Below are 25,289 nucleotides of genomic sequence, written 5' to 3'. Positions count from 1 at the left end.
AAAAGACCTTTTAGCAATTACTAAAAGGTCTTTTTTTATTCATCTTGATCAACATTCTCTTCTTTCTCTACTGCATCTTTATAATCAGGATATAAAAACTTATTGTATGGAAAACGGGTAATGTGTATTTGTCGAACAGCTTCATAAACACGTTCTCTGAATTCTTCGAAATTTTCTTTATTTGTTGCCGAAATAAACAAAGCTTTTTCTCCACCCAATCGGTGCATCCATGTTTGTTTCCATTCCTCCAATGTAAAATGTCTCGGTGTTTTTTCTGTCATTAAATCATCTTCGTCAATGGTCAAATGTTTGTAGGCATCTATTTTATTGAAAACCATAATAACCGGTTTATCATTGGCTTTAATATCCATCAAGGTTTGGTTTACAGATTCTATATGATCTTCAAATTCAGGATGTGAAATATCAACAACGTGCAATAACAAATCGGCTTCCCGAACTTCATCCAATGTACTCTTAAAAGAATCTACCAATTGTGTAGGTAATTTTCGAATAAAACCAACGGTATCCGAAAGCAAGAAAGGTAAGTTTTTAATAACCACTTTTCGAACGGTCGTGTCCAAAGTTGCAAAAAGTTTGTTCTCTACAAAAACATCACTTTTCCCAACGGCATTCATCAATGTTGATTTTCCAACATTGGTATATCCTACCAAAGCAACACGAACCATTGCGCCACGATTACTTCGTTGCACACCCATTTGTTTGTCGATAGTTTTAATCTTTTCTTTCAATAACGCTATACGATCACGCACAATACGTCTATCCGTTTCAATCTCTGTTTCTCCAGGTCCACGCATCCCGATACCCCCTTTTTGACGCTCCAAGTGCGTCCACATTCCAGAAAGTCGGGGTAACAAATATTGACATTGTGCTAGCTCTACTTGAGTTCTAGCATAAGAAGTTTCGGCCCTTTGAGCAAAAATATCAAGTATTAGATGTGTACGATCTAAAATTTTGCAATCGATAATCTTAGAAATATTCTTTTGTTGAGACGGAGACAATTCGTCATCAAATACTAAAGTTGAAATGTCATTCTCTTTTACAAAAAGACAAATTTCTTCCAGTTTTCCGGTTCCAACAAAAGTTTTAGGATTCGGACGTTCCATCTTCTGTGAAAAGCGCTTGACCACTTCTCCACCTGCGGTAAACGTCAAAAACTCCAATTCATCAAGATATTCATTGAGTTTCTCTTCGCTTTGGTTTTGTGTAACTATACCAACAATAGCCGTTTTCTCGAAATTTATTGTTTCTTTTTCTAACATGTCTTTAAATAAGAATACAAATTTAATGATTTGATAGCTACAATCCCTTTTATCCTAATATAAAATGATACATTGAAACTATACAGTATATAAAATGCTTTAGTATCAAAAAAAAATACCCTTCTTTTGGAAGGGCATCATTATATAAAAACAATTGCTACATTTTATTTTTTCGATAATTTTGAAAGCAATCTTAAAAATTCAATATACAACCAAACTAATGTGATCATTAATCCCATTGCTCCATACCATTCCATGTATTTTGGCATTTTTTGCTCTGCTCCTTTTTCGATTCTATCAAAATCCAAAAACAAGTTTAAAGCAGCAATTACAATTACAAAAACACTAATCCCAATACTCATCATAGAATTTCCATAATGTACAGGAGTAAAACTTGTAAACATAGAAAATATCCAAGAAATTAAATAATAAGTGGCAATAGCAAGAGTGGCCGCCATTACAACTGATTTGAATTGCTCTGTTACTTTTACTATTTTATATTTATACAATCCCAAACAAACCGCAAAAGTAACAAATGTAGCCCCAACAGCTTGTGTTACTATGCCAGGATATTGAACTTCAAAAATAGCCGAAACACCCCCGATAAACAACCCTTCGAACAAGGCGTAACCTGGAGCTAAATAGGCGGAATATTGTGGTTTAAAAGCGGCGATTACTACTAAAATCAACCCAACAATGGCGCCTCCAAATGCAGGAACAATCGGGTTCATTCCATTAAAAGTAGCCCACCAAATTACAGTTGCAGAAGCAATAAGTAATAAAAAAAGGATTAAACTTCTGTTGATGGTTCCAGCAACTGTCATGTCTTGATTGACATCTATAATTGTTGCTTGATGTACTTCGTCTTTTCTAGAAACAGCAGTTGAAAATGTTTTGTTATTTAAAAAAGGGTTATTCGAATTCATATGTAGATATTTATTGTTTTTTATTGGTCATATGTAATTCGCATATCGTCATTGGTGTTTGTTACCAATACACGGTCATGCTCATTTCATAATTTTAAATTTTATCAAATATAATTTTAATTTTTTAGAAGACTCTTTAAATTTTATTAAATTATTCCTTCTATTTAGGCGACAGCCAAGTTCTTGGATTGGTGTATGTCGTGTTTTGAGTGATTGCAAATTTTAATATTGTTCTTCCATCTCCATTTGTTTTTATTCTTCCTAAACTTTGTCTCGCTGTTACTTTATCCCCTTTACTTACATTAACTGATATCAAGTTTTGATATATTGTAAAAAAGTCTCCATGCTGTAACATAACTACTTTATTTACCGGAGAAATTACGATGACACTATTTACTATTCCTAAAAAAACAGCCCTTGCATTTGCACCAGAACTGGTGGAAAATTCCAGTCCGCTATTGTGAATTACTAATGATTTATACACTGGGTGTGCTTGATCTCCATATCCCATGGAGACAAAACCACTTTCAACAGGCCAAGGGAGTTTTCCTTTGTTGGCTTTAAAGCTGTCTGAATCAATTTTACCATCTGATGTTAATTCCATTTTGGTAGATGAAACTGCGGCTTTTGCTACAACTACAGGATCCACTTTGGCGATGGCAATGGCGACATCCTTCGGTATTGGAATTGGTTTTGGAATTGGTTTGGAATTGGCTTTGGCTTTGGCAGCAGCAGCAGCATTGGCAGCGGCTATAGCTTTTGCTTTTTCTATTGCTTTGGCTTTGGCAATTGCGTTGGCTTTGACTATCGCATCCGCTTTCGCTTTTTCCTTAGCGGCTTTTTCTCTAGCGGCCTTTCTATTGGCTTCTGCAATAGCTTCTCTAATTAATTTATCAATTTTATTATCAATCGATTTGGCCTCTTTTTGCCTTTTTTTGATTTCGGCTAGAATTTTATTTTTGTCTTTTTTTAATGTTTCAACTAATTTTTGTTGTTCTTGTTTCTCTTTTTCCAAAGACAATTTTTCTTTTTCGTTTTCAGTAATAAGTTGCTCTTTGGCACTTTTTTGAACATCCAATTTGGCATTAAAAGTATATAATACGTTTGTTTTAGAAAAAATTTCTTCGCCTTGAATGCGTCTGTAATTCGTATATTGTTTCATATACTGAGCTCTTTTGTATGCCTGCAAAAAACTTTCGGAAGACAATAAAAACATAGCTCGACTTTCTTCAGAACGGCTTTTATAAGATTGAACTATCATTTTGGCATAATCCTCTTTGAGTGACTTAAGCTCTTGTTCTAATTTATCAATTTGAGATTGATTGACAACTATTGAGTTTCCTAATAATTTGGTTTGTTTTTCTGTAGTGGCAATTAATTCTTCTTTAAGTTTAATTTTATTGCTTTGTAAAACAATCGCTTTGGTAGCTGTTTTTTCTTTCTTCTTAACGGATTGAAGTTTGGTTTCGTTTTCACGAATTTCTTGTTGAATTTTAGCTTTTCTTTCTTCTAATTTTTTTTGTTGATTGACCTGAGAAAAAATTGCAGATGTTGAAATTAGAAAAACAAAACTTAGAAAATATTTTAACATATTAGATTATATATGGTGCAAACTTAATGAATGATTTAATAATAAAACTGCACTATTTTCTCATTTCAAAAAAATAGTGCTCTTATTTAGTTTACATGAAATTACATATTATACAACCAAGAAGCAGGGTTGTTATAGGTTGTGTTTTGTGAAATTGTGAACTTTAAAATTGTTTTTCCTTCTCCGTTGGTTCTTATCTTCCCTAAACTTTGTTTGATACTTACTTTATCACCTTTGCTCACAAAAACAGAAGATAGATTTTGATATACTGTGAAGCAATCCCCATGTTGAATCATTACTGCTTTATTCACAGGAGACAAAACAATTACGCTAGTTACTTCGCCACCAAAAACTGCTCTGGCATTTGAACCTTGATCTGTAGTGATTTCCACGCCACTATTGTGAATAACTAGACTTGGATAAACGGGATGTGGCTGATCACCAAATCCAAGTGAAACAAAACCTTTCTCAACTGGCCAAGGCAATTTACCTCTGTTCGCTCTAAAATTATCTGCCAATATTTTAGACTCAGCCGTTAATATAATCCTTGAAGATGTATAAGCTACAACTGGAGCATTTGGATTTGCTTTGGCATTTTCGGTTGCCGCTTTTCTATTGGCTTCGGCAATGGCCTCTCGTATTAATCGATCAATTTGTCGGTCAATAGCTCGCGATTCTTGCTGCTTTCTTTTAATTTCGGCAGTAATTTTTTTCTTGTCTTTTTTGATGGCATTAACCAACTTTAATTGTTTTTTCTTTTCAATTTCAAGAGACAATTTCTCTTTAGTGTTTTCGGCTAATAATTTCTTTTTGGCTATTTTTTGAATGTTAAGTCTATCATTATATCCTAAAAGTTCGTTGGTTTTGGATTTAATTTCTTCGCCTTGTATCTTTCTAAAACTTGTATATTGTTTCATATACTGCGCTCTTTTGTAGGCTTGTAAAAAATTTTCTGAAGACAATAAAAACATAGCACGACTTTGTTCCGATCTGCTTTTATAGGACTTGACAATCATCTTGGCGTAATCTTCCTTTAGAATTACCAATTCTCGATTCAACTTGTTGATTTTAATTTGATTAACATACATGTCATTACTAAGAATCTTAGTTTGTTTCTCTGTAGTATGAATCAATTTTTCTTTTAATTTTATTTTATTGCTTTGTAAAATTATCACATTAACTGCCGATTTTTCTTTTTTCTTTACCGATTGTAATAGTTTTTCATTGGCCAAAATTTCTTGTTGAATTTCGGCTTTGCGTTTTTCCAGTTTTTCTTGTTGCGTTTCTTGTCCCCATATTACGGAGGTCAGACTTATAAAAAACAGACTTAAGAGAAATTTTTGCATCGTACAAATATGTTTGTTCAAATTTACTTAATTAAAATTCGTTTATAACCATTTGGCACATTATAAGGGAAAGAAAGTTCTTCATTTAAGGTAATTGCATTGTAAGTCATATTAATTTCTGTTTTCCCTTTGTCTTGTTCTGCCGTTATAAAAATAGAGGAAGGAAATGAAGAATCATTATACATTTTGAAATCGGAATAGGAAACATCCATCTTTCTATTTTGAGTAATTTGTGCTATTTCTTGCTTGTTTAATAAAAATTTTCCGGTGTCAAAAAAGAAATATTTTTTTACATCATTTTTAGAAATCTCTTCTAATCGATAAGACTGTTCGACTAAAGAGTCTTGGTAATTTCCTTTGGTTAAATCGTCCATAGCTTGGCCAATTAACATATTTTGAACTTTATAAAAATCCAAATCGGTTCCTAACCATTGACTCAAGGAACTAAAATCACCTTCAAAATAAGTGCCTCCGATTTTTTCGTAATAACTAACCATCGTTGGGGTTATTAAAGCTTTGGCCATGGTAATTCCTAGGAAACGGATGCTTACCAAAATTTGTTCGTTTTTCTTTATCTTGATTTCGGCAGTAACATTTTGTGACTGTTTTTCGTCACTGTATTTTACATTTGATTTAATGTATAAGGTAGAAAACTCATTGCTATTGTTATAATGTTTCTTAATAATTCGCTCCGCTGTCATGCGATTTGTGTCTTCACTTTTGTTTTCTTTTACCACTTTTGCTTTTGCTTTACAGGACACTAATGTTAGTGAACTACTCAAACAAATCATAAAAACAAAAAGTACTCTTACTAAAAATCGATTCATTATTTTTTTCCTTTTATTAATTGATTGGCATTATTAAAATATAATTCTTTTTTGGTAGTATCTCCTAAACCACTGTAGGCTTCACCAAGTTGTATATTAAAATTGATTTCTAAACTTTGATTATCTACTACATAATCCATTCCCATTTCAAGTATTTCCTTGGCTTTCTTGAACAATTTCAACTGATTGTTGGCCATTCCAGCATAATAATAAAACTGCGGTTCGGATGGATAGCTATCTATCATTGCCATTGCTTTTTTGACTACGGGTTCAAACTGTTTAAGTTCTGTATTGGCTTGAAGCCAAAGCAAGTTGGTTTCTAAATCAATTTCTGAATTATTTTTTGCTGATAAATCATAATATTTAATCGCCTTTTCCCATTGTTTTTTATTGTGAAAAAACTTGCCTATTTCTTTAGCTACATTTATCTCTTTGTCGTTTTCAAAATACCCAATTGCGGCATCCAAATCTGGAATAAATTGAGGATTTGTATTGGTGAAAAGTAAAAATTCATTCAGAATTCTATGTTTAATCTTCGAATCAATTTTAGGACTTGCCAAAACTATATTCATCGATTTTACTGCATTGGTACCGTCATTATTTTCGAGATAATTTTTAAATAAACTTACTTGTGCCCAAACCGATTCCGGAATTGCTTTTTCCAATTGTTTAGCAACTTCCTGTGCTTTAGTTTCTTCATTATTATTAGAATATAAAAAAATCAATGCAATGTAATTGGATTCTTCTTTTGGGTTTTTATCAATCAGTGCATTTAAATTATCAATTTCAGAATTTTGAAATTTTCCTTCCGAGAGGATTTCCAATTTATACATTTCTCTTCTCTCGGTTTTTCCAACTTTTTCATTCAATTCATTAATTCCAACTAATGCTTTGTCATATTGTTTGGTTGCCATGTAAAGTGAAACTAAATCTTCCTTGTATTCTGCATCAAAAGGAATGATTTTATTAACAATGATAATGGCTTGATTGAAATCTTTGGTTTCATAACATACATCATACATTCCTACCCAAAACCATTTATTTGTAGGATCTATTTGTGTAGCATGTTCAAAGGAGGAATAGGCGTTTTTATAATCTTTGGAAGCTAAATAATTTTTTCCCATTTCAAAATAAATGCTAGCTTCATTGGGCTTCATTTTTAAACATTGGTCCAATGCTGCTAATGATTTATCATAATTTTCAATACTTTTTTGAAAAATAGACTCATAGAAAAAATCTTGGAATTTATCATTTTCCACTATTATTTCCTCTGGTTCGGTTTGAGCCAATACACTTAAAGTATTGCTTAGCAATACCCAAAAAGTGAATATGTATGTCCATTTACTTATCATTGAGAAAAGAAGTCTTTGAAAATAAAATCGTTATGATTTCTTATTGTGCAAAATAAATTAAAAAAACAACAAAGCAGCATAATAAAAACTTAAAAATGCTGCTTAATTTTTTGTACTATACTCATTTCAAATTATTCTAAAACCGAATAATCTCCAATACTTATGTTTTTAAAATTTCCGTCAAAACTGGCATGATTACCAATCATCGCATTGTCTAAATTGGCATTTTTAATATGCGAATGTGTTTGTATCAAACTGTTTTGTATTGTGCTATTTTGAACATGACAAGCATCCCCTAAAGAGACATTAGGACCAACAGTAGAATTTATTAAAACAACATTTTCCCCAATATAACAAGGAGGAATAATGGTGGAATGTTCTAATTTAACTGATGGATCCACTAAATTCACTCCGTCGTTTTGAAGAAAGCCGAGCATTCTAGAATTAGTTTCAACCGTTACATCTTTGTTACCACAATCCATCCACTCATCTACTTCTCCTGGAACAAAAATCATGCCTTTGGCCATCATTTGTTTTATTCCATCATTAATTTGATATTCACCTCCATGAATAATGTTGTTTTCTATCACTAATTGAAGTTCGTTTTTTAGGACGGCCACATCTTTAAAATAGTAAATTCCGATAACTGCAAGATCCGAAACAAATTCCTTTGGTTTTTCAACCAATTCTATTATTTCATTGGCATCGTTTAAATTTACCACACCAAAAGCTTCTGGATGATCCACTTGTTTTACCCAAATAACACTATCCGCATTTGCATCCAAATCAAAATTGGCACGGATTAAAGTATCGGCATAAGCAATTACTGCCGGCCCGCTTAACGAATCTTTGGCGCACATAATGGCATGTCCTGTTCCAAGTGCTTCATTTTGATAATAAATAGTTCCTTTGGCACCGAGTTTTTGAGCAATTGCAACTAAATCTTCTTCTACTTTTTTTCCAAAACTTTCGTGAATAACGAAGGCTATTTCTTCTATATCTTGATTTAAAACCCCAGCAATATCCTCGACTAATCGATGAACAATTGGTTTTCCAGCAACTGGGATTAAAGGTTTAGGAATGGTTAATGTATGTGGGCGAAGGCGAGATCCGCGTCCTGCCATTGGTACAATTATTTTCATATTCTTTTTATTAAAAGATTGAAAAATTAAAAGATTGAAAGATTAGAATCATTCAATTATTTAATCTTTAAATTATTAAATTAATTTATTTTACTCCTGTACTTCCAAAACCGCCTTCTCCACGGAATGTTTCGGTTAATTCTTGTACTTCAATCCACTCCGCTCGTTCGTGTTTGGCGATAATGAGTTGGGCAATGCGCTCTCCATTTTGGATAACAAATGGATCGTTAGATAAATTTACTAAAATTACTCCAATTTCGCCTCTATAATCGGCGTCGACTGTTCCTGGAGCATTTAGGACTGTTATACCGTTTTTGGCAGCCAAACCACTTCTTGGCCGCACTTGAGCTTCATAACCAATAGGTAATTCTATAAAAAGTCCTGTTTTTACAATGGTTCTTTCCAGTGGATTCAAGGTTATAGATTCGGTCAAATTGGCTCTTAGGTCCATTCCAGCCGAAGCAATAGTTTCATAATTTGGTAATGCGTGTTGCGATTTGTTTATGATATTGATTGTCATGTTTACTCTAAATATTATTGATTGTAAAAAGCCCTAGCCCTGATAGAAGCGGCATCTCCCGCTTTAGAAAAACAAGGCTTTTTTGCCGTAGTTTTTCTAAAGTGGGAATACAGCGGATAGCAGGATTAAGCTCCTAATTTTTAGTTGGACGTTTTAAAATTCGTAAAAGTGTTTCTTTTTCATTGTAATATATAAAGCCCAAAAATACTGCCAAAAGTGCAATTCCGATATAATAATTCTCTCTAAAAATGTAGAAGGAAATACATGAAAAACCAATAGATAATCCTAAATAACCTCCTATTTTCTTCTTGTCATACGGTATGGGATAGTATTTATTTCCGAGATAATACGATATAAACATCATACTCCCATAAGCCGAAATGGTAGCAATCGCAGAACCATAATAACTGTATTTTGGAATCAATAAATAATTCAAAATTAAGGTTACTAATGCTCCAACTATTGAAATATAAGCACCTACATATGTTTTGTCGATAAGTTTATACCAAACTGAAAGGTTCGTGTAAATTCCGAGAAAAAAATTAGCTAAAATAATCAACGGAACGACTTTCATTGCTTCCCAATAAGCAGCATTTGGGATCATAATTTGTTTCAAAAGATCAGCAAATACAATTACTGACAATAAAATAAAAGAACCGAAAATGACAAAATATTTGGTCACCGTTGCATACGTTTGTGGTGCATTATCATTCGAAGCATGACTAAAAAAGAAAGGTTCGATTCCTAAAGTGTAAGCGGTTCTAAACAAAACCATGAATAGTCCTAACTTATAACAAGCGGAGTACACTCCAACTTGTTCTGCGGCGATATTGGCAGGCAGCAGTTTTCCTAAAAGGATTTTGTCAAACTGTTCGTTTATGGCAAAAGCAATGCCGGCAACCATAATAGGCAAACCGTATTGCATCATCCGTTTCCAGAGCTCGTAATCAAATTTCCATTTGATTGTAAAGTAATCAGGAAATAGCACCACAAAAGTTAGGAAACTAGCAATAATATTGGCCAGAAAAATATATCCTATCTGAAAATTATCAATATAAACGGAACTTAAAAAACTATCGGGTTGCGAAACCGAAATGCTTGGCAAATACAACAGAAAAAAAAGATTGAAAGATAGATTAACCAAAACATTTCCTATTTTGATTAAAGCATAAAACTTTGGTCTTTGATTGGCACGCAATTTAGAAAAAGGTACGATCACTAAAGCATCCAATGCTAAAATCCAAATAGAAAAGGTTATGTATTGTGTATCAACTCCAGACCAATGCGCTAATGAATTGCGAAATAACAAAGCTATAAAGACAAAAAGAATAGTGGACCAAAAAATAGAAACAATTGTCGTTTCTACTACACTATCTTTGTTTTTTTCAGAATTATAAAATCTAAAGAAAGCGGTTTCCATCCCGTAAGCCAGAATCACATTGAAAAAAATCATCCAAGCAAAAATTATGGATACCTTTCCATACTCTGCTTGAGGCAATAATCCCGTGTAAAGTGGTACCAGCAAAAAGCTGAACATTCTAGGTATTACTGTGGCAAGTCCGTATATGGCAGTTTGTTGAAAAAGCTTTTTATATAATCCCAAAATTATTTTTATGTTAATTATTATAAAAACAAAAATAACCAATTCTTTGGTTATTTTTTGTGTTTTGTGGTTGAATAAAGTTTCAAAAAAAATAATTCCTAAGTTAATCCCTCCTCATTAATCATTTTTAGAAAATGGAAACCTTTTGGCACATATCCTTGATTGTAATAAAAACGGTGTGCTGTGAAATTTCCGGTAAAAGCATCCAAAACAATTGCTGTACAACCTTCTGCACGGGCTTTAGTGTCAATATAATCCGTCATCATTTTGCCAATCCCTTTAGAACGGTGTTCCGAATGAACAATAAAATTGTCTATTTCAATATATTTACCAGTCCACAACTTAACGGCTGTCCAAAAACCGGATAATCCAACACAAATATCGCCATCAAAAACAGCTACTTGTTTATAATTATGAGGTACCATTTGTTGTAGATAGGATTCATATTTTTCCAAAGTGAGATTAGGGTACAAATGTTGCATTGTCTCAATTTGAGCAAGCATTTCAGGAACGGTGGAAAATTCGACTATATTCAATTGAACAATGTTTAGAAATAAAATACAAAAATACTGAAAAAGAAATAATTCAAAGAATAAAGAAATTTAATTGAAATATCACTAAAAGTGGGTATTGCACAAACCCGTTTTATTGCAGATATTTGTAAAATAAAATTTAGATAAGGGGTTAATAAAGCTAATCGGTCCCCACAAAACAGAGCATGGTCAAAGCTAAGTTTCGCCAATAAAAAACAGAGCCAGGGTAAAGCTAAGAATCTCCCTTAAATACAGAGCTAAGGACTATAAAGCTATTTGTTCCTATAAAACAAAGCATAAAAAAAGAGCCAAATGGCTCTTTTTTCTTTTTTATGCATTTTAAAATTATCCTTTCAAAGCCTCTGCTCCACCAACAATTTCAAGAATCTCATTGGTAATCGCAGCTTGACGAGCTTTATTATAAGTCAATTTTAATTGATCTCTTAAGTCAGTTGCATTGTCTGTTGCTTTGTGCATTGCAGTCATACGTGCTCCATGCTCAGAAGCAAATGAATCACGAATCCCTTTATACAATTGTGTTTTCAACGCTTTTGGAATCAAAGTCAAAACAATTTCGTCCTTTGCAGGCTCGAAAATGTAATCTCCTGTTGAAACTGGTTTATCAGATTGAATAGGTGCTAATGGTAAAAACTGCTCCGTTTGTACAATTTGAGTAGCTGCATTTTTAAACTGATTGTAAACCAATTCAATTCTATCATATTCACCTGTAACAAATTTTTGTGTTAATGTTTCTGCAATAGCAGCCACATTATCAAAAGTAAGATGATCAAAAATTGAACTTTGATTGTCAATAACACTCAATGTTTTAGACAAAATATCGTTTCCTTTTTTACCGATTGCAAAAATATCAACTTGCTTACCAGCATAATATTCAGAACGGTTTTTAGCTTCCTTAATTACATTGGTATTAAACGCACCACATAAACCTCTATTAGAAGTAATGGCAACAATTAAAACTTTTTTTACTTCACGCTGTGTTGTAAATTCTCCACCAACATCACCATCTAGCGAAGCAGAAAGATTTTGTAATAATTCCGTTAATTTTTCGGCATAAGGGCGCATTGCTGTGATCGCATCTTGTGCTTTCTTTAGCTTTGCTGCAGAAACCATTTTCATTGCCGATGTAATTTGCATCGTAGATGAAATGGAAGTAATTCTATTACGGATTTCCTTTAAATTTGCCATTTTATTTATAGTGAAAAGTGAGTTGTGAAAAGTAAATAGTCAAAACCATTCACTTTTCACTATTCACTAGATTAGTTATATTTCGCTGAAATTTCTTTTGCAACAGTTTCCAATACATCTGTAATTTCATCTGTTAATTTTCCTGCTTTCAAAGCATCAAGAGTGGCTCTGTGTTTGTTGTTTAAGAATTCCAAGAAATCTTTCTCGAATTCTTTCACTTTATTCACAGGAACATTTCTTAATAAGTTTTTAGATCCAGCATAAATAATTGCAACTTGGTCTTCAACTGTATAAGGGTCATTTAAACCTTGTTTCAAGATTTCAACGTTTCTTTTTCCTTTTTCAATTACGTTCAATGTAACCGCATCAAGATCAGAACCAAATTTTGCAAACGCTTCCAATTCACGGAATTGTGCTTGATCCAGTTTCAAAGTACCTGCTACTTTTTTCATTGATTTAATTTGAGCATTACCTCCAACACGAGATACAGAAATACCTACGTTAATAGCTGGACGAACCCCAGAATTAAACAAATCTCCATCCAAGAAAATTTGACCATCTGTAATCGAAATTACGTTTGTTGGGATATATGCAGAAACGTCACCAGCTTGTGTTTCGATAATTGGCAATGCAGTCAATGAACCTCCACCTTTTACGATTCCTTTTAAAGAATCTGGTAAATCATTCATGTCTTTTGCAATTCCATCATCAGCAATCACTTTACAAGCACGCTCTAATAAACGACTGTGTAAGTAGAAAACGTCTCCAGGATATGCTTCACGTCCCGGTGGTCTTCTTAATAAAAGAGAAACCTCACGGTAAGCAACAGCTTGTTTAGATAAATCATCATAAACAATTAAAGCTGGACGACCTGAATCTCTAAAATATTCTCCAATAGCCGCACCTGCGAAAGGAGCGTAAACTTGCATCGGAGCTGGATCAGAAGCATTTGCAGCTACGATCACAGTATAAGCCATTGCTCCTTTTTCTTCTAACATTTTTGCAATTCCTGCAACAGTAGAAGCTTTTTGACCAATCGCAACATATATACAAAATACTGGTTTCCCAGCATCATAAAATTCTTTTTGATTTAAGATGGTATCGATACAAACAGTAGATTTACCTGTTTGACGGTCACCAATAACCAACTCACGTTGTCCACGACCAACTGGGATCATCGCATCAACTGCTTTTACTCCTGTTTGTAATGGTTCAGTAACGGGTTGACGGAAGATAACTCCAGGAGCTTTTCTTTCTAATGGCATTTCGAATAATTCACCACCGATCGGTCCTTTTCCATCAATTGGAAAACCAAGCGTGTTCACTACACGTCCTACCATTCCTTCACCTGTTTTAAGGGAAGCAATACGTTGTGTTCTTTTTGCAGTAGATCCTTCTTTGATTCCTGTTGAAGGTCCTAAAAGTACCACCCCAACATTGTCTTGTTCAAGATTCAAAACGATAGCTTCTAATCCGTTTTCGAATTCAACTAATTCACCATATTGAACATTTGAAAGCCCATAAATAAGAGCAATACCATCTCCAACTTGAAGTACCGTTCCTACTTCCTCCAGCGTAGCACCAGATTCAAAACCTTCTACTTGCTTTCTTAATATTGCTGATATTTCAGCAGGTTTAATTTCCGCCATCTTAATTTATAATTTAGACACTTTTATGTGTAATAAAACTAATTACTTAACTCTCTCTTTAATATTTGTAATCTGTTGGCAACAGAAGCATTATACTGCTGATCGCCTATTCTTAAAATAAATCCACCAATAATAGAAGGATCTACGGTATTTTCAATTGTGATTTTCTTATCGGATAATGTTGCTATTTTAGCCAAAACTTTAGCTTCAAGTGCTGCATCCATAGCAATTGCTGTAGTTACTTTTGCTACTTCAACATTATTCATGATATCAAATAATTTGCTATACTCTGCAGCGATAATATCTAGGATTTCGAACCTTTTGTTTTCAAACAACAAATGAAGTAATCCTTTAGTAACATTATCAACAGTAGCAAAAACCTCTAAAAGTGCCTTCTCTTTCACTTCTACTTTAATGGTTGGGTTTTGAATAAAAGTACTCAACTCCTCATTTCCTTTAATCGTTGAAGCAATAGATTTCATGTCATTATTCACAGCTTCAGATGTTCCTTTTGAATTGGATAAATCTAAAATTGCGGTTGCATAACGAATTGCTGCTCTAGTACTTGCCATGATTAATTCAATTTTACGTCACCTAACAATTTCTCAACCAATTTAGTTTGAGCTTCTTTGTTAGATAGTTCATCTTTTAATAATTTTTCAGCAATGCTAAGAGATAATGTAGAAACATGTAATTTTAATTCAGCCATAGCTGCATTTTTTTCACTTTCAATAGCCGCTTTAGCTTGCTCGATCATTTTTTGACCTTGAGCTTGAGCTTCAGTTTTAGCATCGTCAACCATTTTGTCTTTCATTTCACGAGCATCTTTAAGCATGTTGTCACGCTCTAATCTTGCTTCTTGTAAAATACGTTGGTTGTCTGCTTGCAAATTTTGCATTTCTTTTCTAGCATTTTCAGCAGAAAGCAAAGCGTTTTTAATTCCTTCTTCTCTATCATTAACTGCATCAAGAATAGGTTTCCAAGCAAATTTTTTCAATAAGATTATTAATCCGATAAATATTAATACTTGCCAGAAGAACAAACCCAACTCAAACTGATTTATTAACTTTTCCATTTTTTATAAATTGTATATAATGTAAATTGTATTTTAAAAAATAAAATTTAATCTGTTTAATATAATTTTCAACATTTAATTAAAACAATAGTTACAACCAACCGTTGCAACTATTGTTTTTTTAGTTTTAATTAAGATGCGAATAACGCAGCAAAACCAATACCTTCAATAAGTGCAGCTGCAATAAGCATTGCAGTTTGGATTTTTCCAGAAGCTTCTGGTTGACGAGCAATAGCGTCCATTGCTGAACCACCAATTCTACCAATACCTAAACCTGCTCCGATAACGATCAATCCTGCTCCTACGATTTGTGGAATTTCCATAATATATATAATTAAAAATTAAACATTCTTTTTGAATTTAGAGATTAGAATTTAAAGATTAGAAGTGATTTCTAATTTCTGAATTCTAATTTCTAACTTTTAATGATGAGCTTCCTCATGGTGATGTTCTTCTACTGCACTACCAAAGTACAAAGCAGATAACATCGTGAAAATATACGCTTGTAAAAAAGCAACTAATATCTCAAGAATAGAAAGTGCAAATGATAAACCAAAAGACAAACTACTTCCTAACCAACTTTTGAAAATGAACATTAAACCAATAATACTCATCAATACAATATGTCCTGCAAAAATGTTTGCATACAAACGTATCATTAATGAGAATGGTTTAATAAAAACACCTAACAATTCAATTGGAGCCAAAACAAGACGCATCACTTTTGGCACACCTGGCATCCAGAAAATGTGACCCCAATAGTTTTTATTAGCCGTAAAATTGGTAATTAAAAAAGTAAGGATAGCTAATGAAAAAGTAATGGTAAGATTTCCAGTTACATTGATACCAAAAGGCATCAAACCAAAAATATTCAAGAACAATATAAAGAAAAAGATAGTCAATAAATAACTCATGTATTTCTTATAATGTTTCTCTCCAATATTTGGGATTGCAATTTCGTCACGAACGTATAATACAATTGGTTCAAAAATACGACCAATACCAGAAGCAATTCCATTATTTTTAGCATATGATTTTGCCAAACTTGTGAAAATCACAAACATCAAAATTGCTGCAAGAAAAATGGAGAAAACTGTTTTTGTGATTGATAAATCCAAAGGACGAACATTTGTTGGAAAACTTGTTTTTTCATCTTCAGTTATAGTTCCAGCAGCATCCGTTTTGTAAATTTTTCCGTCATGGTGGTTTAACTTATAGAAATTACCATTTGATTCTGCAACCGCTTCTCCGTGTTCGAATTTTGAAGAAGAGAAAATTTGAAATCCATTATCCCAAAGAATAATAGGTAATGCAAAACCATAATGCACTCCTGTTTCATCGTCTTGTGCAAAAGAAAATTCGTGAGAATCTAAAACGTGATGTTTAATAAATGCTTTTACTTTAGATTTAACATCTGTAGGTTCGGCATGAGCTTCATGGCTTTCTGCTGTGGCTCCGTGTGTAACTTCAGTTTGAACAGTTGTAGTATCCTTTTCAGGATTTGCCATACTAGTAAAAGGAAGACATATAACGAAAGTCGCTATAATAAATCTAAGTGCTTTGTTGGAAATCACCATATCTCTTAAATATCTTTTTTTTAACGATTCTAAAATTTGGTGCAAAGGTACATTTTTTATTAATACTCAAAAGCATATAAAAGTATTTTTTTGAGAATTTGATTTACTGAAGTGTTGATTATTGCTTTTCGTTTACTAAGCGTATGGTGAAAAGGGTCTCAATTGCTAAAAAGACAATAAACAGTATGAAAAAATTTATTCTTTCTATTGAATTATCCGACTTTGGCAATTGCAATAAGGGTCTTAAAATCAGATAACAAAAAACCATCTTAATACTGGTTACTAGAAGAAATGACATTCCAACATTGTCAAAACTTCTTTCTTTAATTAGTAATAAAATCTTAAAAATAATCGCCGATAATATAAAAAAAAACAAATAAAGCGTTTCTAAAGAATAGTGAAATGTTACTTGGTTGAGATCAAAACAGAAGAAAACAATTTTATGAATAGTATAAAATAGGAGCGAAATACCCATTAATGTTAGAAATGGGAACAACTTTTTAAGGTTCATTATACTTTTGGTTTTATTGATTTTTATTGATTTCGTTAACTTGTCTTATCACATTGTACAGCGCCAAAAAAACACCGACCATCACCATTATTTTTACATAATATACTTTGGTGCTAGGATGATTTTCATCTATCCAATTTCCCAAATAGGCAAACAAGAAAATAATCACCCCCATTTGAATAGGTATGTTAATCAATGACAACCATTTATTGTAGTTGTTTTTTTTTGGATTATTATTCGACGGCACTTGTTGTTTCTTTACTTTTTTTAGAAAACATAACACAGGATGCATTAAAAATAGCTCCAGGCTCTACTGATAATTTACCAATAACCACTTCTCCGATTATAGTAGCCGTTTCTTTTATGTTTAAAGTGTCTTCTACTTGAATTTTGCCTTCAAACGTACCTTCTATATCTGCATTATTACAAATGATATCTCCTTTTACACTTCCTGCTGGTCCAATTACAAGTTTACCATTGGATGTAAAATTTCCTATTAGTTCTCCATCCAATCTAAAATCGGCAGGGGAAATAATATCTCCATGTAATGTAGTTCCTTCGACAATTCTATTGGTTTTTCCTAAAACGTCTGTTAACATTTTTGGTTTTTTATCAAACATAATTATGATTTATTTAGTGAAAGATAGGCTTCAAGATTTTTCTTGATTTGTACTATTTTATAATTCTCATTTGAAATAACTATTCCAGGTTGGGCAATTTTAAATTTTCCGTTTTCAGCAAAAAGGGCTGCTACAAATAAGGCATACGATTCTGAATGTATTCCATGAATAGATATAAAACTATCTTTTTCAGTATATAAATCACAGGTGTAATTTAACTTTTCTACATTTTCATTTGCAAAAAACAAGGCCAACTTACTTTCTATAGCTGCACTGCTTTTTTCATCATTTTTGTCTATTTTAAATAGTACCCTCCAATTTTTAGAATCAGTCTTAGTGAAATTCAACTGTTCCAAAAGCGGAATTTGGGTTTTAATAATTTCTAAGGCCTCTTTTCCCTCATTGCTTGTGGCGTAATTATCTGCAACATATTGAATTGCTTTTTTGTAAGCTTCAAGTCCATAAAGTTTACCAATAGCATTTGCTTTTAGCAATTCGAATTTTGGAATTATTGGTTCACCTGCAAAATGATTAATCAAACCGTCTACTTTTTCTAAAACTGAAGTGAAATATTCCTGTTGAAACAATCGATATAAATTTTCATATTCACCAACTGGAGTATCATTTGCACTTCCATCTAAAGGAGCAGTATTGGTAATAATCTGTACATATCTTGAGTTTGGATATTGACTTATGATTTCAGATTTTAAAGATTCTGCTTGAGATGGGTTTGTGATTTGATAAATTTTATATAGATTATATTTTGTTGGAAGAATAAATTTTTCATCAGGTTGATACACCAATAATTGTTCTAATCTTGTGGCTGCTAAATTGTATTCTTTGAATTTTTCTTTATATGCAACACCTAATTGAAAATAGATTTCATTTCTTTCTTTACTAATGCTATCAATTGCTGCTGCTGTCTTTGGTAATTGTTTTAAATAATAATCGGTGGTGTATTTTTCATTCACCTCTTCAACAACTACTGGTTTGTCTTTAGTCTCTGTTAAAGTTCCTGTTTCTGTTGTATTTTGATTTTGTGCTGTTCCTGATGCAAACCTCCAATAGCCATTTTGAGCTCTGTTGCCCCACATTTTTTTAAATTCTAATTTTCCAAAAGCAACTGTATTTGGATTGTAAAAATAGAATACAACATTCGTAGCAGATGTATTAGAATTTGCAGCTGGTGTAAAAACTGGAACATTTTCTTTTTGTCCATTTGAATCCACAATTGCCTCTTTTGACATATTACCACCAGCATTTAAGGCAATATTATTGTCAATTTTCTTTTGTTTTTCATCCACTATTTTTTTAAGCTCATCACTGCTTTTAAGCTTTTGGATGTAATTCTCATAATAAACTATTTGCTCAGGCTCTTTTAATTGGGCAACATAAATAATACTATCATTTCGTTTTGCAATAGCTTCATCAAGTATAACTTCATCTAAATTTTTTCTGGTTTTTGAAATCTGAAGATATTCTCTAGATTTAGGATCCATCAGTTCTAAACATTTATCATAATTTTTGGCTGCATTTACATATTCTGTGTGTTTGAAATATAAATTTCCAATATTTCGATAATTGGATGCATTCAAATAAGGATCAGTCGATTTGGTATCCAAAGAAGCTTTGTAAAAGTCTAATGCCAATTTTTTCTGTTCGTTATTGTCATAAAAAATTCCAATGCTGTGATTGATTACATCCAAATAGGGACGATTTTCTCTATCCTCTATTATCTTTTTAGATTTTTTTACAAATTCATCATATTCTAAACCTTTGTAATTATTGAGTTTTGCTTTTTTGGCATAAGCCTGAATTACAAACTTTCTTTCAGCCTTTCTATTCATATCAATAACGGTTTGATAAAAATAAATGGCGCTATCTTTTTGACCTGCTTCTTCATATAACTGTCCTAATAAAAAAGAATAACGCTCTCTTTCCTCATGAACTTTAGTGTATGCATTGGCCAATTTTAGTTTTACGACAGCACTATCTTTTTCTTCAATATTTAAAAAAGCTGCTGTTAAAATTGCATTTGCATTTGCGAAATCTTGTTTACCAAGTTCATTGTCTTTGATGAGTTTTGAAGTATTTTTGATGGCGATCGCATCATTTCCAAGCCGAACATTGGTTTTTTCACGCCAAATTTTAGCATCATATATATTGCTGCTATTAGGGTATTTATATAAAATATAATTGAATGCGTCTAATGCAGGGATAAATCTTTGATCATAATATCTGGCTTTTCCAAGTAGCAAATATGCCTCGTCTATTTGATAATTCTTTTCGCGACCATCAATATTCATGGAGTGTTTCTGAATGGCTTTGGTTGCTTTGGTTTCGGCAAGTTCAAAATCAACATTTTTGGGCTTTCCTTCTACTGGCACATCATCATTAATTTGCATTTTTTCTACAGGCAAACGCTTCCAAAAATTTTCGGTAGTATTATCGTTTATGCCCTTTACACCTTTGTCTAAGGCAATTTGACCATTATACAATATATTGAGTTTAGTACTAAGGGCATGGGAATTTCTGGACACAAAAGTATCTTTCTTGGTAGAACAAGCTATCAAGAAAGACAAAAATAGTACTGAAAAAAAATATTTTGATGTGTTACTATTCAAAGGTAAACGTTTAGTTCATTAAACTTTTAAAAAAGTATTTTAGTATAATGACTGGTAAAAATACGTTTCTTTTTGAAATATATAAATTTAAACCGCAAAAAACAATTCCAATTCCTGAAGTGTTTCTTTTGAAGTCTGAATGTCTTTGACCACTTCTCCTTTATTGAGTGCCACAATTCGATTACAAACATCAACAGTATGCATTAAATCGTGACTTGAAACGAGTACTGTTACGTTAGGATTCTCGGCCAAATCTTTAATGATTTTTTTAAGTCTGTTTACTGTAGTTGGATCTAAATTTGCAAATGGTTCGTCTAAAATAATAACTTCAGGATTCCCTATCAAAGTGGCAATTATACCTACTTTCTTTTGGTTACCTTTGGATAAATCACGCAAATATTTTTTGTTTTTTAGAATCTCACCATTGAAAAACTCTTCGTGTTGCGCCAATAAAGCATCTACATCAGCTTTGTTTTGTCCTCTTAAATCTCCAATGAAATAGAAATATTCCTCAGGAGTTAAATAACCAATCAGGAAACTTTCATCTAGAAAAGATGCCGTAAAAGGTTTCCAATCTTCACTAGTATTCACCTGAATTCCATTGTTTATAATATTTCCAGTTGTTGGCTGGATCAAATCCAATAGCAAACTAAAAAAAGTGGTTTTTCCTGCTCCGTTATTTCCCACCAGTCCAAAACTTTGCCCTTTTGGAATGGCTAATGATTCTATATGTAATACCGAAGTATCGTTGTATTTTTTGGAAAGAGTATTTACTTGTATCATGAACTGTAATATTTTAGAATTAAGATTTTAGTTTGAAAACCTGCAATTATACCTATTTTTGATTGGAGTTTATTTTTGTTTATAAGCCGCAATGGTAGCGTATTTTTCTTTTTTATATGTTTTTTCAATAAATACAAAAACTTTGTTTTTAAGGGCTAAACCCAAAATGCCTACAATAGCAACAAAAGCTAATCCTAAATTTGCATTCATTAAATAAGATCCCCACCAATACAATAAAACCGGCAAAATTAACTGCGGAATAGTAATAAGCATTGTTTTTACATTAAATGCTTTTTTGTCTCCAAAAGCACCTTTGCCTGAACTTAAATCAATTGGAGTTTTGGTAAAAGCGCCTCCTAATAAAACTAATAAGGAATTGACTCCAATATTATAAATGGCACCAACCACAATCGTTAAATATATTTGCCAACCAAAGTATAAATAAAAAGAAGCTAGAATTGTTGAAATGACGGTGCCAATAATCATCAACCACCATTTAGAATTCAAATAGCCTCGATACGGTATATTTTGCGTCATCATTAATTGATAATACGCACTATCCCAACTCGGTACAAACTGACCAAATGTGATCAAAAATCCACCTGAAACAAATATTCCGGCAAAAATTCGCATCACCTCGGGTTGATGAGAATTACTATTGAAAAAGATTAAACCATAAAATAAAAACATAATACTCAAACCAATAGTAGTTTTAGAGCGTTTGTTTCTTTTGATTAATTTAATGTCGTTTTTCAAAAAGGTCCCTAGAGTTCCAAATTGATTCAACCAAGTTAACTGTTCTGTTTTGGCAATATCATTTTTAACTGTTAATCCAGCGTCTAGATACAAATCACCTTTCAGAAAATTATACGTCCAATAATACAATCCTATCATTACTAAAACAGGAAGCGCAAAAACCCATTTGGTGTGAAATAATGCTTCAAAAAATGGATAGGTATATATTGTAATATCAAATAATTTGTAATATTGGCAACCTGCCAAAATCAATGCTATCGAAAGGAAAATTCCTAATAAATTGTCTTTGTTGTTCAATAAAATATTCAGAAAATTATTGGCATAGACAATAGAATAGAGTCCAATCAACCAAAGTAAAACGCTGATTACATCATATCCTTCGTAAATTAAAACTGCAGAAAAAGGGAGAAAGAAAAAAGCGTGAATTAAATTAAAAAAAGACAATGTCGTTTTTCCTAAAGCAAAATGTACAATAGTTGGTCGTTTGAACGGCATAGTTAACAATGGGCGAATGTTCATTACAGGAATCGCTTGAAGCATAAGCCGAACTATCAAATCCATTACAAAATAATAGATTAAAAACTTGTTTATAGTTACCAAAGGATCTAATTTCATTTCCTTTAGAATGTAAAAAGATCCCACTCCTAAAGCTAAAAAAAGTACCGTAAAATAAAGAACCAGAAAACCCATAAGGATTTTTAAGGCCAAATTTGAAGCGAAGGAAGCAGATCTCGTAAAGGATTTCCATTCGAGATAAATAAATTTTGCAAACATGGTTTTTTGGTTTGGTTTTGTAATTAGTAGTTTGGGGTAGGAAAATGTTACGATTGATGCTAAGAATATTCTGGATACGTTTTGGCTAAATCTTCAGCAACTCTCTTTGGAATTATATTTATCTGAATAAAAATAAGCAGTCCCACTAAAACAAATGCAATTTCTCCAAGAATTAAACTCCAATCATAAAATTCAATTTTATCCCTAAAAGTATTGAAAATATTAATAATCGCTGAAGGCAATAAAAACAACAAAAGACTAACCCTGTTGAGCATAATTTCTTCAAAAAGCCATTTCTTTCCAGTTTCCTTTCCTTTCTGCTTAAAATCGTATCGTTTTTTAAATGTAAAAAATCCAGAAACTAATAAAAAAGAAACAACAACAGTTGGAAAAATATTTGGGTTGGCAACCAAATGTATTATAGTATGTAATCCAATAAATAATGCCATGGTTAATATAATTTTGGGCAAGCTGAAAAATTCTTTGTAGTAACTCCAGATAAGGCGAGTGTATTTTTTATTCAAAAACTTTTGTCTTTCCTCGACCACATCCATAAAACCAAAAACCCCAAATTTCTTGAATTCTTTGTTCAGGATTTCATCAAAGGTGCATTTTGGATTTCTTTCCAATTCCTGTTCTATCGCATTTGCCAAATGATCCACTAATTCAGATTGCAAATCATACCATTCTACATAATGCTGACGAGTGAAAGTATATAATTGTTGGATTTGTTGGGTTTTGAGTTTCATAGATTAGGACAATTTTAATTTTTTTACAAATTGTAAATGTTGGTAGGCTAACCCTATACAAAAAAGGGAATACACAAATAAAAAAGATAACAATAAAATAAAGAACAGACTAGTCCCGAAATCCCAAATACTTAATTTTATAGGAATAAACCCTAATCCATAAAAAAATAAATAAATAAAGAAAACAGTAGAGTTTTTATTGAAATAAAGGCTGAAAGAAGTCTTTATGTTTGATTTGAAAATTAAAAATTTAAAAATGATTATTGAAAGTGAAATAGCCAAACACATTGTTTTAAAAATCTGAACTAAAAGGGTATAATCAAATTTATTTTGTTTCCCATTAAAAAAATAAGCAAAAAAAACTGTTGGAAAAAGTGCAATTAATAGTGCCTTTAATTGTAACTGTTTAGTCGTCCTGACCCATTTGTCCAAAACAATTTTGGGAGAAGAATTAATTAGCCCAACCCAATGGGAGGAAGTAGGTCTTAATTGTTCTGTCCAGTTTTCAAAAACTTCACGACAAGCCACTTCAAAAGAAACTCCATGAAAAGTTATTTTTTCTTCTACCGCAGAAGCAATATGATCTGTTAGTTCCAATTTAATATCATCATATTGAATTCCGTTTAAAACTAAAGTTTCTTCTATTTGAGCGATTTGTTGGGAAGTTAATTTCATAACTAAATTATGTATGTTGATATTGTTTTTTGATGTCCGAAACAACTTTATTTGTTAAATGCTTACCTGTAACTAGTAGTAATACTCCCAATACCCATAGAAAACATAAAGGGAGCAAATACAAATGATTTTCTTGAAAAGTTTCTTTAAAATTATTAACAAACAAAAGAACGAATTGAGTAATAATTATGGAACTATTATTGATTATTTTTGTCATTTCAATTGATAAAAATCTTTCTCCATTTATCTTTCTATACCGAAGCCAATTAAGTAATAAAACTACAGAAGCCCCAAGTAATATTCCAAATAAAATTTTTATGTACAATAAAATATTCTCAAAATAAAACGATACTCGATACACTAAAATGACTGACAAAAAACTCATAATGATTTTAGGGAATTTCAAATATTCCGCAACCATAAACCATTGTTGCTTTTTATATTCTTTTCTTAAAATGGTTGTGCGCTCTTCTTCCACTTCCTTAAAATAGTCTTTTCCAAAACGTTGTTCTGCTCTATATTTTACTTGATGAAAAGTAAGCTCCTCATCTTCCTCCCAAATTTCTTCCATAATGGAAACAAAATGATCCGTCAGTTCTACTTGGAGTTCATACCATTTTATGTCAAATGATTGAATGTAATTAGAGATATAGTCTATTTGTTCTGCTGTTAATTTCATATCTATAAAATTAAAATTCAAGTTTTGGGTTCACTAAACTCTGCATGTTTCGGATAAAATCTTCCAATTCGGATAGTCGGTTTACGGTTTCGGTAGTGCCTTTTTCTGTTAGTTTATAATATTTTCGTAGTCTATTGTCTACTTTTTCAATTTCAACATCCAATATACCTTCGGCTTCCAATTTGTGCAGAGCAGGATACAATGCCCCTTCGGTAATCTGCAATTCACCTTGAGTAATTGCTTTTACTTTTTGGGTAATTTCATAGCCATACATCTTGCCATTTTCTTCCAGCAATTTCATAATAATGGTATTGAGACTGCCTTTATACAACTGTGAATTTTTCATTTTTCGGTCGTTACGAAGTACCTAATGTTCTTCTATTCTCCTACAAATATACATAAGATTCTTATACATAATTAAATTAGGTATAAAAAATTTCAAACTGTATCATTTAAGGAAAGTAATACGTTTAGTATCTTTGTAAAAAAAT

The 25,289-nt window shown here is 32.1% G+C and carries 25 protein-coding genes; all 25 read right to left on the bottom strand.

Annotated elements, in window-relative coordinates; genetic code table 11:
- Positions 1–35 precede the first annotated feature (35 nt).
- Positions 36–1,280 (bottom strand): GTPase HflX, encoded by a 1,245-nt coding sequence (gene hflX / locus OYT91_RS13940; protein ID WP_281238447.1) that lies wholly within the window; start codon positions 1,278–1,280, stop codon positions 36–38.
- 164 nt (positions 1,281–1,444) lie between these two features.
- A complete protein-coding gene (locus tag OYT91_RS13935; RefSeq protein ID WP_269224299.1) occupies positions 1,445–2,206 on the bottom strand; it encodes a Bax inhibitor-1/YccA family protein in 762 nt (253 codons plus the stop codon).
- 160 nt (positions 2,207–2,366) lie between these two features.
- Positions 2,367–3,797 carry a murein hydrolase activator EnvC family protein gene (locus OYT91_RS13930; RefSeq protein ID WP_281238446.1) on the bottom strand — a complete coding sequence of 477 codons (1,431 nt, stop codon included), beginning with the start codon at positions 3,795–3,797 and terminating at the stop codon, positions 2,367–2,369.
- 101 nt (positions 3,798–3,898) lie between these two features.
- Positions 3,899–5,143 (bottom strand): murein hydrolase activator EnvC family protein, encoded by a 1,245-nt coding sequence (locus tag OYT91_RS13925; RefSeq protein ID WP_281238445.1) that lies wholly within the window; start codon positions 5,141–5,143, stop codon positions 3,899–3,901.
- A 23-nt stretch (positions 5,144–5,166) separates the two neighbouring features.
- Positions 5,167–5,970 (bottom strand): lipoprotein insertase outer membrane protein LolB1, encoded by an 804-nt coding sequence (gene lolB1 / locus OYT91_RS13920; protein ID WP_281238444.1) that lies wholly within the window; start codon positions 5,968–5,970, stop codon positions 5,167–5,169.
- Positions 5,970–7,322, bottom strand: a complete 1,353-nt coding sequence (locus tag OYT91_RS13915; protein WP_281238443.1) for a tetratricopeptide repeat protein — start codon at positions 7,320–7,322, stop codon at positions 5,970–5,972. The genes lolB1 and OYT91_RS13915 overlap by 1 nt, the downstream gene beginning before the upstream one ends.
- Positions 7,323–7,453: 131 nt before the next feature.
- The gene (locus tag OYT91_RS13910; protein ID WP_281238442.1) at positions 7,454–8,464 is read right to left on the bottom strand and encodes a sugar phosphate nucleotidyltransferase; all 1,011 of its coding nucleotides are present in this window, start codon (positions 8,462–8,464) and stop codon (positions 7,454–7,456) included.
- An 85-nt stretch (positions 8,465–8,549) separates the two neighbouring features.
- The gene (gene dut, locus OYT91_RS13905) at positions 8,550–8,984 is read right to left on the bottom strand and encodes a dUTP diphosphatase (RefSeq protein ID WP_281238441.1); all 435 of its coding nucleotides are present in this window, start codon (positions 8,982–8,984) and stop codon (positions 8,550–8,552) included.
- A gap of 133 nt (positions 8,985–9,117) precedes the next feature.
- Complete coding sequence (locus OYT91_RS13900) at positions 9,118–10,587, bottom strand: lipopolysaccharide biosynthesis protein (RefSeq protein WP_281238440.1); 1,470 nt, start codon at positions 10,585–10,587, stop codon at positions 9,118–9,120.
- Positions 10,588–10,685: 98 nt separating this feature from the next.
- Positions 10,686–11,090: a GNAT family N-acetyltransferase gene (locus OYT91_RS13895; protein WP_269224569.1), complete on the bottom strand. Its 405-nt coding sequence runs from the start codon at positions 11,088–11,090 to the stop codon at positions 10,686–10,688.
- 375 nt (positions 11,091–11,465) lie between these two features.
- Positions 11,466–12,326 carry an ATP synthase F1 subunit gamma gene (gene atpG, locus OYT91_RS13890; protein WP_269224303.1) on the bottom strand — a complete coding sequence of 287 codons (861 nt, stop codon included), beginning with the start codon at positions 12,324–12,326 and terminating at the stop codon, positions 11,466–11,468.
- A 71-nt stretch (positions 12,327–12,397) separates the two neighbouring features.
- Positions 12,398–13,975 (bottom strand): F0F1 ATP synthase subunit alpha, encoded by a 1,578-nt coding sequence (gene atpA / locus OYT91_RS13885; RefSeq protein WP_077374826.1) that lies wholly within the window; start codon positions 13,973–13,975, stop codon positions 12,398–12,400.
- Positions 13,976–14,013: 38 nt separating this feature from the next.
- Positions 14,014–14,547, bottom strand: a complete 534-nt coding sequence (gene atpH, locus OYT91_RS13880) for an ATP synthase F1 subunit delta (RefSeq protein ID WP_269224304.1) — start codon at positions 14,545–14,547, stop codon at positions 14,014–14,016.
- A 2-nt stretch (positions 14,548–14,549) separates the two neighbouring features.
- Positions 14,550–15,050, bottom strand: a complete 501-nt coding sequence (locus OYT91_RS13875; RefSeq protein WP_269224305.1) for a F0F1 ATP synthase subunit B — start codon at positions 15,048–15,050, stop codon at positions 14,550–14,552.
- A 131-nt stretch (positions 15,051–15,181) separates the two neighbouring features.
- Positions 15,182–15,373: an ATP synthase F0 subunit C gene (gene atpE, locus OYT91_RS13870; RefSeq protein ID WP_185965906.1), complete on the bottom strand. Its 192-nt coding sequence runs from the start codon at positions 15,371–15,373 to the stop codon at positions 15,182–15,184.
- Between the two features lie 99 nt (positions 15,374–15,472).
- A complete protein-coding gene (atpB, locus tag OYT91_RS13865; protein ID WP_281240382.1) occupies positions 15,473–16,627 on the bottom strand; it encodes a F0F1 ATP synthase subunit A in 1,155 nt (384 codons plus the stop codon).
- 524 nt (positions 16,628–17,151) lie between these two features.
- Positions 17,152–17,430, bottom strand: a complete 279-nt coding sequence (locus tag OYT91_RS13860; protein WP_432419412.1) for an AtpZ/AtpI family protein — start codon at positions 17,428–17,430, stop codon at positions 17,152–17,154.
- On the bottom strand, positions 17,372–17,758 hold the full coding sequence (locus OYT91_RS13855) for a bactofilin family protein (RefSeq protein ID WP_281238438.1): 387 nt from the start codon (positions 17,756–17,758) through the stop codon (positions 17,372–17,374). The genes OYT91_RS13860 and OYT91_RS13855 overlap by 59 nt, the downstream gene beginning before the upstream one ends.
- Positions 17,759–17,760: 2 nt before the next feature.
- Positions 17,761–20,382, bottom strand: coding sequence for a type IX secretion system periplasmic lipoprotein PorW/SprE (porW, locus tag OYT91_RS13850; RefSeq protein ID WP_281238437.1), 2,622 nt, complete (start codon positions 20,380–20,382; stop codon positions 17,761–17,763).
- 87 nt (positions 20,383–20,469) lie between these two features.
- Entirely contained in the window at positions 20,470–21,165 is a 696-nt protein-coding gene (locus tag OYT91_RS13845; protein WP_281238436.1) for an ABC transporter ATP-binding protein, read from the bottom strand.
- 69 nt (positions 21,166–21,234) lie between these two features.
- Complete coding sequence (locus tag OYT91_RS13840; protein WP_281238435.1) at positions 21,235–22,695, bottom strand: DUF5687 family protein; 1,461 nt, start codon at positions 22,693–22,695, stop codon at positions 21,235–21,237.
- 59 nt (positions 22,696–22,754) lie between these two features.
- Complete coding sequence (locus OYT91_RS13835) at positions 22,755–23,444, bottom strand: hypothetical protein (protein WP_281238434.1); 690 nt, start codon at positions 23,442–23,444, stop codon at positions 22,755–22,757.
- Between the two features lie 3 nt (positions 23,445–23,447).
- Complete coding sequence (locus OYT91_RS13830; protein WP_281238433.1) at positions 23,448–24,119, bottom strand: hypothetical protein; 672 nt, start codon at positions 24,117–24,119, stop codon at positions 23,448–23,450.
- A 7-nt stretch (positions 24,120–24,126) separates the two neighbouring features.
- Positions 24,127–24,798 carry a hypothetical protein gene (locus OYT91_RS13825; RefSeq protein ID WP_269224313.1) on the bottom strand — a complete coding sequence of 224 codons (672 nt, stop codon included), beginning with the start codon at positions 24,796–24,798 and terminating at the stop codon, positions 24,127–24,129.
- Positions 24,799–24,808: 10 nt separating this feature from the next.
- Positions 24,809–25,144 carry a PadR family transcriptional regulator gene (locus OYT91_RS13820; protein WP_116796638.1) on the bottom strand — a complete coding sequence of 112 codons (336 nt, stop codon included), beginning with the start codon at positions 25,142–25,144 and terminating at the stop codon, positions 24,809–24,811.
- Positions 25,145–25,289 lie beyond the last annotated feature (145 nt).

Source organism: Flavobacterium praedii, assembly GCF_026810365.1.
Taxonomy (GTDB): Bacteria; Bacteroidota; Bacteroidia; order Flavobacteriales; family Flavobacteriaceae; genus Flavobacterium; species Flavobacterium praedii.
Note: the sequence above shows the minus strand (reverse complement) of the source record. Positions and strands in the feature narration are given on the sequence as shown.

Coding starts and splice junctions, on each gene's coding strand:
- OYT91_RS13915 (WP_281238443.1), bottom strand. CDS start 7,322: ATGATAAGTAAATGGACATACATATTCACTTTTTGGGTATTGCTAAGC.
- OYT91_RS13845 (WP_281238436.1), bottom strand. CDS start 21,165: ATGATACAAGTAAATACTCTTTCCAAAAAATACAACGATACTTCGGTA.
- OYT91_RS13825 (WP_269224313.1), bottom strand. CDS start 24,798: ATGAAATTAACAGCAGAACAAATAGACTATATCTCTAATTACATTCAA.
- OYT91_RS13860 (WP_432419412.1), bottom strand. CDS start 17,430: ATGCATCCTGTGTTATGTTTTCTAAAAAAAGTAAAGAAACAACAAGTG.
- atpH (WP_269224304.1), bottom strand. CDS start 14,547: ATGGCAAGTACTAGAGCAGCAATTCGTTATGCAACCGCAATTTTAGAT.
- OYT91_RS13930 (WP_281238446.1), bottom strand. CDS start 3,797: ATGTTAAAATATTTTCTAAGTTTTGTTTTTCTAATTTCAACATCTGCA.
- dut (WP_281238441.1), bottom strand. CDS start 8,984: ATGACAATCAATATCATAAACAAATCGCAACACGCATTACCAAATTAT.
- OYT91_RS13935 (WP_269224299.1), bottom strand. CDS start 2,206: ATGAATTCGAATAACCCTTTTTTAAATAACAAAACATTTTCAACTGCT.
- OYT91_RS13855 (WP_281238438.1), bottom strand. CDS start 17,758: ATGTTTGATAAAAAACCAAAAATGTTAACAGACGTTTTAGGAAAAACC.
- atpA (WP_077374826.1), bottom strand. CDS start 13,975: ATGGCGGAAATTAAACCTGCTGAAATATCAGCAATATTAAGAAAGCAA.
- OYT91_RS13910 (WP_281238442.1), bottom strand. CDS start 8,464: ATGAAAATAATTGTACCAATGGCAGGACGCGGATCTCGCCTTCGCCCA.
- atpB (WP_281240382.1), bottom strand. CDS start 16,627: ATGGTGATTTCCAACAAAGCACTTAGATTTATTATAGCGACTTTCGTT.
- OYT91_RS13925 (WP_281238445.1), bottom strand. CDS start 5,143: ATGCAAAAATTTCTCTTAAGTCTGTTTTTTATAAGTCTGACCTCCGTA.
- atpE (WP_185965906.1), bottom strand. CDS start 15,373: ATGGAAATTCCACAAATCGTAGGAGCAGGATTGATCGTTATCGGAGCA.
- OYT91_RS13830 (WP_281238433.1), bottom strand. CDS start 24,119: ATGAAATTAACTTCCCAACAAATCGCTCAAATAGAAGAAACTTTAGTT.
- OYT91_RS13875 (WP_269224305.1), bottom strand. CDS start 15,050: ATGGAAAAGTTAATAAATCAGTTTGAGTTGGGTTTGTTCTTCTGGCAA.
- OYT91_RS13835 (WP_281238434.1), bottom strand. CDS start 23,444: ATGAAACTCAAAACCCAACAAATCCAACAATTATATACTTTCACTCGT.
- OYT91_RS13895 (WP_269224569.1), bottom strand. CDS start 11,090: ATGCTTGCTCAAATTGAGACAATGCAACATTTGTACCCTAATCTCACT.
- lolB1 (WP_281238444.1), bottom strand. CDS start 5,970: ATGAATCGATTTTTAGTAAGAGTACTTTTTGTTTTTATGATTTGTTTG.
- atpG (WP_269224303.1), bottom strand. CDS start 12,326: ATGGCAAATTTAAAGGAAATCCGTAATAGAATTACTTCCATTTCATCT.
- hflX (WP_281238447.1), bottom strand. CDS start 1,280: ATGTTAGAAAAAGAAACAATAAATTTCGAGAAAACGGCTATTGTTGGT.
- OYT91_RS13840 (WP_281238435.1), bottom strand. CDS start 22,695: ATGTTTGCAAAATTTATTTATCTCGAATGGAAATCCTTTACGAGATCT.
- OYT91_RS13820 (WP_116796638.1), bottom strand. CDS start 25,144: ATGAAAAATTCACAGTTGTATAAAGGCAGTCTCAATACCATTATTATG.